This is a genomic window from Stenotrophomonas maltophilia (genome assembly GCF_013464915.1).
GTDB classification, from domain to species: domain Bacteria; phylum Pseudomonadota; class Gammaproteobacteria; order Xanthomonadales; family Xanthomonadaceae; genus Stenotrophomonas; species Stenotrophomonas maltophilia_AT.
Genome location: NZ_RAVT01000027.1, coordinates 13673 through 26790, shown reverse-complemented (window position 1 = coordinate 26790; position 13118 = coordinate 13673). Strand labels below are relative to the sequence as shown.

Annotated in this window: 15 protein-coding genes; 5 read left to right on the top strand and 10 right to left on the bottom strand. The window is 66.9% G+C overall.

The features are described from left to right. Positions 1 to 26 precede the first annotated feature (26 nt). The 4 genes from D7T59_RS10075 to D7T59_RS10060 all read left to right on the top strand — a co-directional run bounded on the left by D7T59_RS10075 (position 27) and on the right by D7T59_RS10060 (position 5686). Positions 27 to 419, top strand: a complete 393-nt coding sequence (locus D7T59_RS10075) for a barstar family protein (protein ID WP_180852153.1) — start codon at positions 27 to 29, stop codon at positions 417 to 419. Between the two features lie 126 nt (positions 420 to 545). Further along, the gene (gene mutS / locus D7T59_RS10070; RefSeq protein WP_180852151.1) at positions 546 to 3137 is read left to right on the top strand and encodes a DNA mismatch repair protein MutS; all 2592 of its coding nucleotides are present in this window, start codon (positions 546 to 548) and stop codon (positions 3135 to 3137) included. 194 nt (positions 3138 to 3331) lie between these two features. Next, positions 3332 to 4975 carry a catalase gene (locus tag D7T59_RS10065; RefSeq protein WP_180852149.1) on the top strand — a complete coding sequence of 548 codons (1644 nt, stop codon included), beginning with the start codon at positions 3332 to 3334 and terminating at the stop codon, positions 4973 to 4975. A 108-nt stretch (positions 4976 to 5083) separates the two neighbouring features. Then, complete coding sequence (locus D7T59_RS10060; protein ID WP_049429956.1) at positions 5084 to 5686, top strand: DUF937 domain-containing protein; 603 nt, start codon at positions 5084 to 5086, stop codon at positions 5684 to 5686. Between the two features lie 108 nt (positions 5687 to 5794). Here the strand turns inward: D7T59_RS10060 and D7T59_RS10055 are convergent, their stop codons facing one another. The 3 genes from D7T59_RS10055 to D7T59_RS10045 form a co-directional block, all read right to left on the bottom strand. Continuing rightward, on the bottom strand, positions 5795 to 6985 hold the full coding sequence (locus D7T59_RS10055) for a glycoside hydrolase family 5 protein (RefSeq protein WP_258013051.1): 1191 nt from the start codon (positions 6983 to 6985) through the stop codon (positions 5795 to 5797). 141 nt (positions 6986 to 7126) lie between these two features. Beyond that, positions 7127 to 7534, bottom strand: a complete 408-nt coding sequence (locus D7T59_RS10050; RefSeq protein ID WP_110711637.1) for an RNA-binding S4 domain-containing protein — start codon at positions 7532 to 7534, stop codon at positions 7127 to 7129. A gap of 9 nt (positions 7535 to 7543) precedes the next feature. Further along, positions 7544 to 7783 (bottom strand): hypothetical protein, encoded by a 240-nt coding sequence (locus tag D7T59_RS10045; protein WP_180852147.1) that lies wholly within the window; start codon positions 7781 to 7783, stop codon positions 7544 to 7546. A gap of 62 nt (positions 7784 to 7845) precedes the next feature. On the opposite strand from D7T59_RS10045, the gene D7T59_RS10040 reads away from it, so the two are divergent. Next, a complete protein-coding gene (locus D7T59_RS10040; RefSeq protein ID WP_164136836.1) occupies positions 7846 to 9306 on the top strand; it encodes an MATE family efflux transporter in 1461 nt (486 codons plus the stop codon). A 174-nt stretch (positions 9307 to 9480) separates the two neighbouring features. Here D7T59_RS10040 and D7T59_RS10035 read toward each other — a convergent pair whose 3' ends face one another. The 7 genes from D7T59_RS10035 to rpsP all read right to left on the bottom strand — a co-directional run bounded on the left by D7T59_RS10035 (position 9481) and on the right by rpsP (position 13047). After that, positions 9481 to 9891 carry a DUF1801 domain-containing protein gene (locus D7T59_RS10035; RefSeq protein ID WP_180852145.1) on the bottom strand — a complete coding sequence of 137 codons (411 nt, stop codon included), beginning with the start codon at positions 9889 to 9891 and terminating at the stop codon, positions 9481 to 9483. Between the two features lie 38 nt (positions 9892 to 9929). Further along, positions 9930 to 10364 (bottom strand): DUF1801 domain-containing protein, encoded by a 435-nt coding sequence (locus D7T59_RS10030; RefSeq protein ID WP_180852143.1) that lies wholly within the window; start codon positions 10362 to 10364, stop codon positions 9930 to 9932. A gap of 79 nt (positions 10365 to 10443) precedes the next feature. Beyond that, positions 10444 to 10824 carry a DUF6404 family protein gene (locus D7T59_RS10025; RefSeq protein ID WP_180852141.1) on the bottom strand — a complete coding sequence of 127 codons (381 nt, stop codon included), beginning with the start codon at positions 10822 to 10824 and terminating at the stop codon, positions 10444 to 10446. An 82-nt stretch (positions 10825 to 10906) separates the two neighbouring features. Next, positions 10907 to 11308, bottom strand: a complete 402-nt coding sequence (gene rplS, locus D7T59_RS10020) for a 50S ribosomal protein L19 (RefSeq protein WP_005408597.1) — start codon at positions 11306 to 11308, stop codon at positions 10907 to 10909. 154 nt (positions 11309 to 11462) lie between these two features. Beyond that, positions 11463 to 12221 carry a tRNA (guanosine(37)-N1)-methyltransferase TrmD gene (gene trmD, locus D7T59_RS10015; protein ID WP_180852140.1) on the bottom strand — a complete coding sequence of 253 codons (759 nt, stop codon included), beginning with the start codon at positions 12219 to 12221 and terminating at the stop codon, positions 11463 to 11465. Between the two features lie 8 nt (positions 12222 to 12229). Beyond that, entirely contained in the window at positions 12230 to 12742 is a 513-nt protein-coding gene (gene rimM, locus D7T59_RS10010) for a ribosome maturation factor RimM (RefSeq protein ID WP_010483256.1), read from the bottom strand. Positions 12743 to 12786: 44 nt separating this feature from the next. Next, positions 12787 to 13047, bottom strand: coding sequence for a 30S ribosomal protein S16 (gene rpsP, locus D7T59_RS10005; RefSeq protein ID WP_005408594.1), 261 nt, complete (start codon positions 13045 to 13047; stop codon positions 12787 to 12789). Positions 13048 to 13118 lie beyond the last annotated feature (71 nt).

The window sequence follows — 13118 nt, the reverse complement described above, 5'->3', positions numbered from 1 at the left end:
TCGCCTGCGGACGCTACAGTCGGAACATGACGACTTTCCTGCAGATCGAAGGCGCCGCCATCGGCGACATCGCCGGCCTCTATGCCGAGATCAACCGCGTGTTCATGGCCGGCGAAGACTGGCAGCTGGCGCCCAGCCTGGATGCGCTGGATGACCTGCTGTACGGCGGGTACGGCGCCCTGGCCGGACGGTCCACCCGCACCATCATCTGGCGCGATGTCGAACTCAGCCGCGCAGCATTGGGCGTGGCTGCCACACGCAGCTGGCTGCAGGCCAAACTGGCCCACCCCGGCACATTCGACACCGCGGCCATCGAGCAGCAGCTGGCGGCATTGGAGTGCGGCGAGGGGCAGACCTACTTCGAGATCGTGATGGAGATCTTCGCAGCCCATCCGGACATCACACTGGTGCAGGCCTGAAGCAAGCGGCAGCCCAGGCCTGCGAATGCGGCAGCCCCTGCCCCCACCAGTTACCATGGGCATCCCTGTACCCGCTCCGCCGCGCTGCCCTCCGGCGCGAACGGATGCCCCGGATTCACGAGCCCCATGTCCAAAGAAAAGTCCGCCGAACACACCCCGCTGATGAAGCAGTTCTTCGCAGCCAAGTCCGACTACCCGGACCTGCTGCTGTTCTTCCGCATGGGCGACTTCTACGAGCTGTTCTACGACGATGCGCGCAAGGCCACGCGCCTGCTCGACATCACCCTGACCCAGCGCGGCAGCTCCGGCGGCGCGCCGATCCCGATGGCCGGCGTGCCGGTGCACGCCTATGAAGGCTACCTGGCACGGCTGGTGGCGCTGGGCGAATCAGTGGCGATCTGCGAGCAGATCGGCGACCCGGCGCTGGCCAAGGGTCTGGTCGAACGCAAGGTGGTGCGCATCGTCACCCCCGGCACCGTCACCGACGAAGCACTGCTGGACGAACGCCGCGATACCCTGCTGATGGCCCTGTCGCGCACGAAGCAGGGCTACGGCCTGGCCTGGGCCGACCTGGCCGGTGGCCGCTTCCTCGTCAACGAAGTCGAGACCGACGACGCGCTGGAAGCCGAACTGGCCCGACTGGAGCCAGCCGAGCTGCTGGTGCCCGACGAAGAGAACTGGCCCGACTTCCTGCGCCAGCGCACCGGCGTGCGCCGCCGTGCGCCGTGGCTGTTCGACGCCGACAGCGGCCGCCGCCAGCTGCTGAACTTCTTCAAGCTGCATGACCTGAGCGGCTTCGGCATCGATGACAAGCCGCGCGCGACCGCTGCCGCCGGCGCCCTGCTCGGTTATGTCGAGGAAACCCAGAAGCAGCGCCTGCCGCACCTGACCTCGATCGCGATGGAAACCGCTGGCGAGGCGATCGCGATGAACGCCGCCACCCGCCGCCACCTGGAACTGGATACGCGCGTCGACGGCGATACCCGCAACACCCTGCTGGGCGTGCTCGACAGCACGGTAACGCCGATGGGCGGGCGCCTGCTGCGCCGCTGGCTGCACCGCCCGCTGCGCCTGCGCGAGGTGCTGGTGCAGCGCCACCATGCGGTGGAAACCCTGATCGACCGTGGCAGCGACGCCGACATCCGCGAGCAGTTCCGCCGCCTCGGTGACCTGGAACGCATCCTCACCCGCGTCGCACTGCGTTCGGCGCGCCCGCGCGATTTCTCCACCCTGCGCGATGGCCTGGGCCTGCTGCCGGCGGTGCGCGAGGTGCTGGCGCCGCTGGATTCGCCGCGCCTGCAGGCGCTGCATGCCGCGCTGGGTGAACATGACGAATGCGCACAGCTGCTGGCCAGCGCCATCACCGAGATGCCGCCGCTGAAGCTGAGCGATGGCGGCGTGCTGGCCGACGGCTTCGATGAAGAGCTGGACGAACTGCGCCGCCTGTCCACCCATGCCGACCAGTTCCTGGTCGACCTGGAACAGCGCGAGCGCGAGAGCAGCGGCATTCCCACCCTGAAGGTGGGCTACAACCGCGTGCACGGTTACTACATCGAAATCAGCAAGGGCCAATCCGACCGCGCGCCGGTGCACTACACCCGCCGCCAGACGCTGACCAATGCCGAGCGCTACATCACCGAAGAACTGAAGGCGTTCGAGGACAAGGTGCTGTCCGCGCGCGACCGTTCGCTGTCGCGCGAGAAGTACCTGTACGAGCAGCTGCTGGATACCCTTGGCGCGCAGCTGGAACCGTTGAAGCAGTGCGCCGCCGCACTGAGCGAACTGGATGTGCTGGCAGCCTTCGCCGAACGCGCGCAGGCGCTGGACTGGGCGCGCCCGGAGCTGCAGGCCGAGCCCTGCCTGAAGATCGAGCGTGGCCGCCACCCGGTGGTCGAGGCGGTGCGCGAGCAGCCGTTCGAACCGAACGACCTGGACCTGCATCCGGACCGTCGCATGCTGGTCATCACCGGCCCGAACATGGGCGGTAAATCGACCTACATGCGGCAGAACGCGCTGATCGTGCTGCTGGCACACATCGGCAGCTTCGTGCCGGCCAGCCGTGCGCTGATCGGCCCGATCGACCGCATCCTCACCCGCATCGGCGCCGGCGACGACCTTGCCCGCGGGCAGTCCACCTTCATGGTCGAGATGGCCGAGACCAGCTACATCCTGCATCACGCCACCGCGCATTCGCTGGTGCTGATGGACGAGATCGGCCGCGGCACCTCCACCTACGATGGCCTGGCCCTGGCCGACGCAGTGGCCCGCCACCTGGCCTACCAGAACCGCTGCTACACGCTGTTCGCCACCCACTACTTCGAGCTGACCGCGCTGGCTGACGAGCAGCACGAGGGCGGTCGCAGCGGCATCGCCAACGTGCACCTGGATGCCGTCGAGCACGGTGAAGCGCTGGTGTTCATGCACGCAGTGAAGGACGGCCCGGCCAACCGCAGCTTCGGCCTGCAGGTGGCCGCGTTGGCCGGCCTGCCGCGCGCCACCGTGGCGCAGGCGCGTCGTCGCCTGGCCGAGTTGGAGCAGCGCAGTGGTGAAAGCCATGCCGCCGAGCTGGCACCGCAGGCACTGGATGCGCCGCAGCAGTTCGGCCTGTTCAGTGCACCGGCCAGCAAGGCGCAGGAAGCGCTGGCTGCGATCGACCCGGACGAACTGACGCCGAAGCAGGCGCTGGAAGCCCTGTACCGGTTGAAGGCGCTGCTGTAACCGCAGCGCGCGCCCAAGGCCTCCCGCCCACCTTGCGGGAGGCCCATCGAAAGGCTTTGCAAATCCGATTCTGCGTTTCAATTGACAGAATCTATCAACCTGAACGAATCATTCGATTATTCATTTCATCCGGCCATAGCTAAAGTCGAGTGAAGATGTTTACCCACGTCTTCACCGCCACCAGGAGCCAGCCGATGAGCCAGTCCGACAACAACAACGCCAAGTGCCCGTACCATACCGCCCCGTCGCCGGAGCAGGGCGCAAAGCAGCAGCGCGAGCTGAGCACCACGCCCAAGCAGAAGCACGGCGATGACCCGGTCACGCCGATGACCACGGCCTTCGGCGCACCGGTGGTGGACAACCAGAACAGCAAGACCGCCGGCCCGCGGGGCCCGCTGCTGATGGAAGACGTGTGGCTGCTGGAGAAGCTGGCCAACCTCAACCGCGAGATCATTCCCGAGCGCCGCATGCACGCCAAGGGCTCGGGCGCGTTCGGTACCTTCACCGTCACCCACGACATCAGCAAGTACACCCGCGCCAGACTGTTCGAGAAGGTCGGCAAGCAGACCGAGATGTTCGCCCGCTTCACCACCGTGGCCGGCGAGCGTGGCGCCGCCGACGCCGAGCGCGACATCCGCGGCTTCGCGCTGAAGTTCTATACCGAAGAAGGCAACTGGGACCTGGTCGGCAACAACACCCCGGTGTTCTTCCTGCGCGACCCGCGCAAGTTCGCCGACCTCAACAAGGCGGTCAAGCGCGACCCGCACACCAACCTGCGCAGCGCGCGCAACAACTGGGACTTCTGGACGCTGCTGCCTGAAGCCCTGCTGCAGGTGACCGTGGTGATGAGCGACCGCGGCATTCCGCGCAGCTTCCGCCACATGCACGGTTTCGGCTCGCACACCTACAGCTTCACCAACGCCGACAGCGAACGCTTCTGGGTGAAGTTCCACTTCGTCAGCCAGCAGGGCATCGAATCGCTGACCGACGCACAGGCGCAGATCCTGGTCGGCCATGACCGCGAAAGCCACGGCCGCGACCTGTTCGCCGCGATCGAGAAGGGCGACTTCCCGAAGTGGAAGCTGTTCATCCAGGTCATGCCGGAGCTGGACGCGGAAACCTACCGCGTGCATCCGTTCGACCTGACCAAGGTGTGGCCGAAGAGCGACTACCCGCTGATCGAAGTGGGCCAGTTCGAACTGAACCGCAACCCGGTCAACTGGTACCAGGACGTGGAGCAGTCGGCGTTCGCGCCGAGCAACCTGGTGCCGGGCATCGGCCCGTCGCCGGACAAGATGCTGCAGGCGCGCCTGTTCGCCTACTCCGATGCGCAGCGCTACCGCCTGGGCGTGAACCACCACCAGATTCCGGTGAACGCAGCGCGCTGCCCGGTGCACAGCAACCACCGCGATGGTGCGATGCGCGTGGACGGCAACTACGGCGGCCTGCCGCACTACGAACCGAACAGCTACGGCCAGTGGCAGGAACAGCCGCAGTACCGCGAACCGCCGATGAAGATCCGCGGCGACGCCGACTTCTGGAACTTCCGTGAGGACGACGCCGACTACTTCAGCCAGCCCGGTGCGCTGTTCCGCAGCTACAACCAGGCCCAGAAGGACCGCCTGTTCGCCAACACCGCCCGTGCCCTGGGCGATGCGCCGGACTTCATCAAGCAGCGCCACATCGACAACTGCAGCAAGGCCGACCCGGCCTACGGTGCCGGTGTTGCCGCGGCGCTGAAGGCGCTGGCCAGCCAGCCGTCGGATCCGTTCAAGCCGGCCCAGCCGGAAACCGACTTCCCGGCCGCCACCCCGGGCGCGGAAGACATCGAGCTCTGATCGCCCGGCCCCGTGTACGGCACGCCGCCTCCCTGTGGGGCGGCGTCGCCGTTTTAACGGTCCGCGTCGTATCGTCAGCACGCCCAAACCCAATCAAGGAGCCCCCTGATGAGCCTGACCGATGAACTTCTCTCCAAACTGCAGGGCGCCCCGCTGCAGCAGGTGTCGCAGCAGCTCGGCATCAGCGACACCCAGGCCTCCGGTGCGATCAGTGCTGCGCTGCCGGTGCTGATGGGCGCGCTGGGCAACAACGCCTCGCAGCCGCAGGGCGCGCAGGCGCTGCTCGGCGCACTGCAGAACAACCACAGTGGACTGGACCTGGGCAGCGTGCTCGGCTCGGTGCTGGGCGGCGGTGGCGGTGGTGCTGCCAGTGATGGCGCCGGCATCCTCGGCCACATCTTCGGTGGCAGCCAGCAGAAGGTCGAAACCGGCCTGGCCCAGGCCACCCAGCTCGACAGCGGCCGCACCAGCCAGCTGCTGCAGATCCTCGCTCCGATCGTGATGGCCTTCCTCGCCCAGCGTCTGGGCGGCGGCCAGGCCGACGCCGGTTCGCTCAGCCAGGCGCTGGGCCAGGAGAAGCAGCAGGTACAGCAGCAGGGCGGTCTGGCCGGCGGCCTGCTTGGCAGCCTGCTGGACCAGGACGGCGATGGCCAGCTGGGCGTGGGCGACCTGCTGAAGCTGGGCGGCAACCTGTTGGGTGGCAAGCGCTGACGGAAGGTGTCGCCGGGCATGGCCCGGCGCTACCGGGCGTCGCCTTCATCGATATCCGCCGGGCGTGTCCGGCTTCGCCATGAGTAGCGCCGGGCCATGCCCGGCGTGTTACCGGTTGCCCGCCTTCAGCCGCTCCAGGATCGGTGCGAACACCGGTGCCTGCATCGAACGCGGCGGCGCCACGGCCTTCCCCTTCTCCTGGGCCTGCCAGTACGACCACGGCAGCGGACCGTCGCCCAGCTCGTAGTCCATGCCATCCCACCCATCCTCGCGGAAGGCGTAGAAGGCCCAATGCACCTCCTCCTGCTCCAGCACCTGCAGCACATCCTGCAGGTAGCGCCGGCAGTCGGGCCAGCGCCGCATGCAGCCGAACTCGCCAACCACCATGCGGTTGGCTCCCACGCCATGCGTCTTCGCCCAGTCCATCGGCTGCTGCAGGTAACTGCGGACACGCGTGGCATCCCAGCGTTCGCTGCGCTCGCCAAACGGCACCACGCCCGGGTAGCGATACGGCGTGGTGCGCCTCTGGTTCGGCGCGCTGGTGGCGGCATACGGCTCATACATGTGCACGCTGTACAGCAGTTTCGAGTCCGCCAGCGGCGCCGGCCAGTAGTTGAAACCATCGGCAGCGGCGTACCAGCCGGCATCCAGCATCAACGGCATGTCCGCATCGACCGCGCGGATGCTGGCGATCAGTTCCGAATAGAAACGGCGCAGATCGCGCGGCCCGTCTTCCACACCGGCATACCACTGCTGCATGGCGTCGGCGGAGGCGTGTTCGGCCAGGCCAGCACCGTACTCGGGAACCGGTTCGTTGATCAGGTTGTAGGCGGCCAGTGCGGGATGGCCCTTCAATGCCGTGGCGAGGTCGTTCCAGAAGCGCCGGGCCGGCACGTGATTGTCGAAGGACTGCCACAGGCGCGGGTCGACCTTGTCGCCGTTGTGCTGCTTCCAGCGCAGCAACGGCAACGACAAAGGGGTCAGCACCACTTTCAGCCCGGCCGCGTCGGCATCATCCAGCACCCGCCGCAGCATGGCCAGGTCGGCCGGAACCAGGCCACGGTAGTCGTCGGCGTTGCCGATCAGGAAGTCACGCCCGCCCTGCCCCTTCCACTTGTCTGGTACCAGCCTCACCCAGGTCGCGCCGGTCGCGCGCAGGGCATCGAAGTAAGGCCGGTCGGGCGGCGACATGTTCATGCTGTTACCGCCGCGTTGCGGAGCATCCCAGAAGGTGATGTCGGCGGCGTACACCGGGGCTGCGGCGAGGGTCAGGCACAGCAGGCTGTGGCGCAGGCGCATTGCAATCTTCCATGACAGGATGTTCCGACCCTGCAGGAGGTCAACCCAACAATGGCTGACCGGAACCTTGCCCGCCGGGCATGGCTCGGCGCTCCCGACGGTGTTCCGCACGTACGGCATCCGCCATGCATGGCGGATGCGTCACAGCGCGTCGATGTCTCCCAGCGCACGGATCAGCCGCCGCGCACGCTTGTCCGGCTTGTGCTCCGGCGGCTGGAAACCATCGCGTGCGGCGATGCGCAGCGCACGCTGCTCGGCACGGCGCGCCTTCGAGGCCTCGCTCTCGGCATACAGCTGCTGCGCCGCCGGTGCCGGCCCGCGCTGATCGCTCAGGCCCAGCACCTGGATCTCGAAATGCTCCTCGCCACGATCCACCTGCAGCTGCTCGCCCACGCGCACCGCACGTGAGGATTTCGGGCGCTGCCCCGCAACGCTGACCTTGCCGGTTTCGATGGCCTGCTTGGCCAGGCTGCGGGTCTTGAAGAAACGGGCCGCCCACAGCCAGATGTCCAGGCGGACACTGGGCGACAGCGGGGAAAGCTCAGGCATTGTTCGGTGCTACTCCGGTGGCTTGTTCAGGGGACGCGGATGATCGGGGTCGGTGCGGCAACCGCTGCCCCCGATCAGGGTGGGTACGCCAGCAGACAGATCCTGGCGCTGGCTGCCGACCAGGCACTCGGGGCGGTCGGTCGGCCGCACCTGGGTATCACCCAGCCGGTCACCTGTCGAACATGCGGCCAGTACAGCGCTGATCAAGGCCAGCGCCACGCTCCACTTCACCCGCAGTCGTTGATGCATTGCCACATCCCGCAAACCGGCTTGGTGCTAGTGTGCGCCTCCCGGGATTCGATCACCACTCCATGGCCAAAGCGCCGCTTGACCTGACCTCCGGCCCGATCGGCCGCAATCTCCTGCTGTTTTCGCTGCCGATCCTGGCCGGCAACATCGCGCAGTCGCTGAACGGTTCGGTGAATGCGGTGTGGGTCGGGCGCTTCCTCGGCGAGGCGGCACTGACCGCCACCGCGAACGCCAACAACATCATGTTCTTCCTGATCGGCTCGGTGTTCGGCTTCGGCATGGCCTCGACCATCCTGATCGGCCAGGCCATCGGCGCGCGCGACATCGCGCAGGCGCGGCGCGTGGTCGGCACCAGTGCCACCTTCTTCATCGGCCTGTCGGTGATCATCGCCATCGCCGGCTGGTTCATGGCCCATCCGCTGCTGGCGGCGATGGGCACGCCGGCCGCCTCGCTGCCATTGGCCGAGGCCTACCTGCAGATCATCTTCCTGGCGATGCCGACGCTGTACGCGTTCGCCTTCCTCACCGCCGCACTGCGCGGTGCCGGTGACTCGCGCACGCCGTTCCGTTTCCTGATGGTGTCGGTGGCGCTGGACATCGTGCTGAACCCGGTGCTGATCTTCGGCATGGGGCCGTTCCCCGCGCTGGGCATCGCCGGCTCGGCCTGGGCCACGCTGGTCGCGCAGACGCTGTCGCTGGCCGGCCTGCTGCTGTACATGCGGCACAAGCGCCACACGCTGTGGCTGGGCCGTGCCGACATGCGCCTGTTCAAGCTCGACCTGACCATCCTCAAGGCACTGGTGGTCAAGGGCGTGCCGATGGGCCTGCAGATGGTGCTGATCTCGCTGTCGGTGATCCTGCTGATGACCATGGTCAACCAGTACGGCACCGATACCGGCGCCGGTTATGGCGCCGCGCTGCAGCTGTGGAACTACCTGCAGATGCCGGCGATGGCCATCGGTGCAGCGTGCTCGTCGATGGCCGCACAGAACGTGGGAGCGCAGCGTTGGGACCGGGTGCGTGGCACCGCGCGCCAGGGCGTGTTGTTCAACTTCCTGCTGACCGGCGCGCTGATCCTGCCGCTGGTGGTGTTCGATCGCCAGCTGCTTGCATTGTTCCTGCCACCGGCCAGCCAGGCACTGGACATCGCCCGCCACCTCAACCACGTGGTGATCGGCTCGTTCCTGTTCTTCGGTGTCAGCTTTGTCATCTCCGGCGTGGTGCGCTCCACCGGCGCGGTGATTCCGCCGCTGCTGATCCTGGCTGGTTCGCTGTGGGGCGTGCGCGTGCCGTTCGCCGAACTGCTGCAGCCGTACTGGGGTGCGGATGCGATCTGGTGGAGCTTCCCGGTCAGCTCGTTCGTGTCGATGCTGTTGTCGCTGGCGTATTACCGCTGGGGCGGCTGGCGCAAGGCGAAGATGATCGGCAAACCCTCGCACGCCGAGGAACTGGCCACACCGTCGGAAATTCCGGCCTGCCCGCCGTCGCCGGTGGCCGACCCGGATGCGGCGCCACTGCGGTAGTGCCGGCCGCTGGCCGGCAATTTCAAACCTCTGCGGAAGCATCGCGCAACAGCCGGCCAGCGGCCGGCTCTACCGTTTCTTCTTCGCGGCCGGTCATTACCACGGTAGTGCCGGCCGCTGGCCGGCAACTTCAAACCTCTGCGGAAGCATCGCGCAGCCGGCCAGCGGCCGGCTCTACCGCTTCTTCTTTTTGGCAGCGTTGAACTTCGCTGCTTCCCGCAGCAACGCCTTCAACGCCGTGGCATTCGGCATCGCACCTTCATGGATGTCGATCGCACGCCGCGTATTGCCGTCCAGGCTGGCGTTGAACAGGCCCTTCGGATCGGCCAGCGCCGCACCGTTGGCGAAGGTCAGCTTCACCGCCTGCTTGTAGGTTTCGCCGGTGCACAGGATGCCGTTGTGCTCCCACACCGGCGTGCCCCGCCATTTCCAGGTTTCCTGCACGTCCGGCAGCGCCTCATGGATCAATGCACGCACGCGCGCCAGTGTCTGGCCACGCCAGTCGCCCAATTCGGCGATACGGGCGTCGATCAGGGTGGAGGCAGGAGTGCCCGCGTCGGCGGGATCAGGCGAATGGGTGGCCATCAGCGGTTCTCGTCGGCAAGGAGATCGTAACGGTGGACTTACATGCGTTCGCCAGGCAATGCGGCTGCCTGGCGCACCCAGTCGAGGAACTGTGCCTCATCCCGCACACCATCCTGCTCGATGTGCAGGTAACGCGTATCGGCACTTTTGGACGATTCCGGCGGCACCGGCCTCAGCGCAGCGCCACGGAAGAAGGCGACCTTTATGTAGCGGGTGAAGCAATGGAAACTGAGGAACCAGCCTTCGCCCCTGGCCACCGCGTACATCGGCGAGTTCCACTTCACCGCCTTGTGCACGCCGGGTACGGCCTGTTCGATCAACGCATCCAGCTGTTCGCCGATCGGACGTTTCCAGCCAGGCATGGCGGCAATGTAGGCCTGCACCGGGGCATTGCCCTCGCCCTTGGCTATCTGCGGGTTGCCGCCGGACAGCAGCGTGGGGGCGGCGGAGGGTGCGGTTCGCTTGGCGGGCATCGCACGGCACGTCCATCGGAATGACACCGCAGCCTAGCGCGGCCTGTACCGGGCGGTCACGGCGCAGTGCGCCATCGGCTCAGTCCGCCTGCCGCGCCCGGAAGGCTCGCCACTCCGGCAGCTTGCGGTGACGGCGCAGCGAGCGCATCAGGGCCGCCATCACCACGCCGAACAGCGCACCGGCCAACAGCCCGGCCAACAGCAGCAAGGCCAGCGGACGCTCACTGCCCTGCCACAGCATCAGCCACATCAGCGCGGTCCAGAACAACCCGAACAGCAGGCCCTGCACCAGCGCATTGATGCCGAAGCCGGCCAGGATCGGTGGCGGCAGGGCAATGCCCAGGCGCCACAGCAGTCGGTGCAGCAGCGGCGCCGACTGCACGCGCGCCAGCCCCTTGCCGTCGAGGAAGCGCAATGCCGCCTGGATCACGGCGGGATAGCGCGGGTTGATGTCGTTCATCACCTGATCCTGGCCGATGCGATGCCGGAAACGCAAACGGCCACCCGAAGGTGGCCGTCGCGGCAACAACCGAAGTTGTTTATCAGGCCTTTTCGGCCAGACGGGCAGCCTTGGCGGCAGCAGCGGCAGCCAGGTCTTCCTTGATGCGGGCAGCCTTGCCTTCCAGGCCACGCAGGTAGTACAGCTTGCCGGCGCGGACCTTACCACGACGCTTCACTTCGACCGAGTCGATGATGGCGCTGTGGGTCTGGAAAACGCGCTCGACGCCGTAGCCGTGCGAGATCTTGCGCACGGTGAACGAGGAGTTCAGGCCGGCGTTCTTGGTGGCGATGACGACGCCTTCGTAGGCCTGCACGCGCTCGCGGCTGCCTTCCTTCACCTTCACGTTGACGACAACGGTGTCGCCCTGGCTGAACTTCGGCAGTTCACGGGTGATCTGGGCGGATTCGAATTCCGCGACGATGGACTTGTTCAGCTTGCTCATGGGTTACACCGATTCTTGTTCGGGTGGGCGTGTCGTGTCGACAACGTAGGCTCATGCAGTCACCGGACTGTGCTGCACGTTTGTTGTGGGTACTGCGCGCGCCGGCCGAGGCTGGCGGTAATTGGCCATGATAGCCGATAAAGCCGGCCCTGCGCTAGGGGTCGGCCTTCTGTTCCGGGGCCCGGCGGGCCTGGTCCAGCAGTTTGCGGTCGGCCTTGCCCAGCGCCTGTTCATCCAGCAGGTCCGGGCGCCGCTGGGCGGTACGGACCAGCGACTGCTGGCGGCGCCAGGCGGCGATGGCCGCATGGTTGCCCGAGCGCAGCACGTCCGGCACGTCACCCAGCGGGTGCTGGGCCGGCTGGCTGTAGTGCGGGCAGTCGAGCAGGCCCAGGTCACCTTCGAAGCTGTCCTGGGCGGCCGATTCGGCGTCGTTCAGGGCCCCGTCCTGCAGGCGGGCCACGGCATCGATGATGACCGCCGCGCCCAGTTCGCCGCCGGACAGCACATAGTCGCCGAGGGAAATCTCCTCGTCGACATTGGCTTCCAGGAAACGCTCGTCGATGCCCTCGTAGCGGCCGCAGAGCAGGACCATGCGCGGCAGTGCCGCCAGTTCCCGCACCTTGGCCTGGGTCAGCGGCGCACCCTGCGGGCTGAGGTAGATCACCCGCGCCGGGGTCGGATCGGCATCACGGATCGCCTGCAGGCAGGCCTGCAGTGGCTCGATCAGCATCACCATACCGGGGCCACCGCCGAACGGACGGTCATCCACCCGGCGGTAGTTGCCTTCGGCGTAATCACGGGGGTTCCAGCCATGCAGGCTGAACAACCCCTTCTCCTGCGCGCGCCCGACCACGCCCAGTCCAGCGGACTGGGCGAGGAACTCGGGGAACAGGGTGATGACGTCGAAACGCATGCTCACACTCAGAACTCGGGATCCCAGTCGACCACGACCAGGTTGGCCTCGAAGTCGACGGATTTGACGAAGTCCGGCTGCACGAACGGAATCATCCGCTCGCGGTCACCCCGGACCACCACCACGTCGTTGGCGCCAGTGCTGAACAGGTGCGAGACCTGGCCCAGGGCAACGCCCTCGGTGGTCTTCACGTCCAGGCCTTCCAGGTCCACCCAGTAGTACTCATCGGGTTTCGGCGGCGGCAAGGCACTGCGGGCCACGTAGATCTCGGTGCCGTGCATCGCTTCGACGGTATCGCGGTCCTCGACGCCGGGGAAACGGGCGACCAGGTGCTTGCCGCTGTCGCGGCCGCGTACACCTTCAATCGTGGTTTCCACGCCGGACGGGCTGCGCACGATCCACGGCTGGTAACGGAAAATGGCGGAACGTGGCTCGGTCCAGGACTCGAGCTTGATCTCGCCGCGCACACCAAAAGCGCCGACAACCCTGCCCAGCAGGATGCGGCGCTCGATATCTTTCATCTGCTTCAACCAAGAGGGCCACGCCGAAGCGTGGCCCGTCAGGATCAGGCCGCAGCGGCCTGGGACTTGGTCGCTTCCTTGATCAGGTTGCGGACCTTGTCGGTCGGCTGGGCGCCGTTCTTGACCCAATGGTCAACGCGGGCCAGGTCCAGCTCGATGCGCTTCTCGCCGCCCTGGGCGACCGGGTTGTAGAAACCAACGCGCTCGATGTTGCGGCCGTCGCGCGCGCTGCGCACGTCGGTCACGATGATGTGGTAGAACGGACGCTTCTTGGCGCCGCCGCGGGTCAGTCGAATCTTGACCATGGTGTTTTTCCTATTGCCCAGTCGCCAGGATGGCGAGGTAAGCGGGCGATTATAGCGGCAGAGCCCGGCCG

Bases quoted from the DNA above. Each gene is read 5' to 3' on its own strand.
- D7T59_RS10075 (WP_180852153.1), top strand. From the start codon at position 27: ATGACGACTTTCCTGCAGATCGAAGGCGCCGCCATCGGCGACATCGCC.
- mutS (WP_180852151.1), top strand. From the start codon at position 546: ATGTCCAAAGAAAAGTCCGCCGAACACACCCCGCTGATGAAGCAGTTC.
- D7T59_RS10065 (WP_180852149.1), top strand. From the start codon at position 3,332: ATGAGCCAGTCCGACAACAACAACGCCAAGTGCCCGTACCATACCGCC.
- D7T59_RS10060 (WP_049429956.1), top strand. From the start codon at position 5,084: ATGAGCCTGACCGATGAACTTCTCTCCAAACTGCAGGGCGCCCCGCTG.
- D7T59_RS10055 (WP_258013051.1), bottom strand. From the start codon at position 6,985: ATGCGCCTGCGCCACAGCCTGCTGTGCCTGACCCTCGCCGCAGCCCCG.
- D7T59_RS10050 (WP_110711637.1), bottom strand. From the start codon at position 7,534: ATGCCTGAGCTTTCCCCGCTGTCGCCCAGTGTCCGCCTGGACATCTGG.
- D7T59_RS10045 (WP_180852147.1), bottom strand. From the start codon at position 7,783: ATGCATCAACGACTGCGGGTGAAGTGGAGCGTGGCGCTGGCCTTGATC.
- D7T59_RS10040 (WP_164136836.1), top strand. From the start codon at position 7,846: ATGGCCAAAGCGCCGCTTGACCTGACCTCCGGCCCGATCGGCCGCAAT.
- D7T59_RS10035 (WP_180852145.1), bottom strand. From the start codon at position 9,891: ATGGCCACCCATTCGCCTGATCCCGCCGACGCGGGCACTCCTGCCTCC.
- D7T59_RS10030 (WP_180852143.1), bottom strand. From the start codon at position 10,364: ATGCCCGCCAAGCGAACCGCACCCTCCGCCGCCCCCACGCTGCTGTCC.
- D7T59_RS10025 (WP_180852141.1), bottom strand. From the start codon at position 10,824: ATGAACGACATCAACCCGCGCTATCCCGCCGTGATCCAGGCGGCATTG.
- rplS (WP_005408597.1), bottom strand. From the start codon at position 11,308: ATGAGCAAGCTGAACAAGTCCATCGTCGCGGAATTCGAATCCGCCCAG.
- trmD (WP_180852140.1), bottom strand. From the start codon at position 12,221: ATGCGTTTCGACGTCATCACCCTGTTCCCCGAGTTCCTCGCCCAGTCC.
- rimM (WP_010483256.1), bottom strand. From the start codon at position 12,742: ATGAAAGATATCGAGCGCCGCATCCTGCTGGGCAGGGTTGTCGGCGCT.
- rpsP (WP_005408594.1), bottom strand. From the start codon at position 13,047: ATGGTCAAGATTCGACTGACCCGCGGCGGCGCCAAGAAGCGTCCGTTC.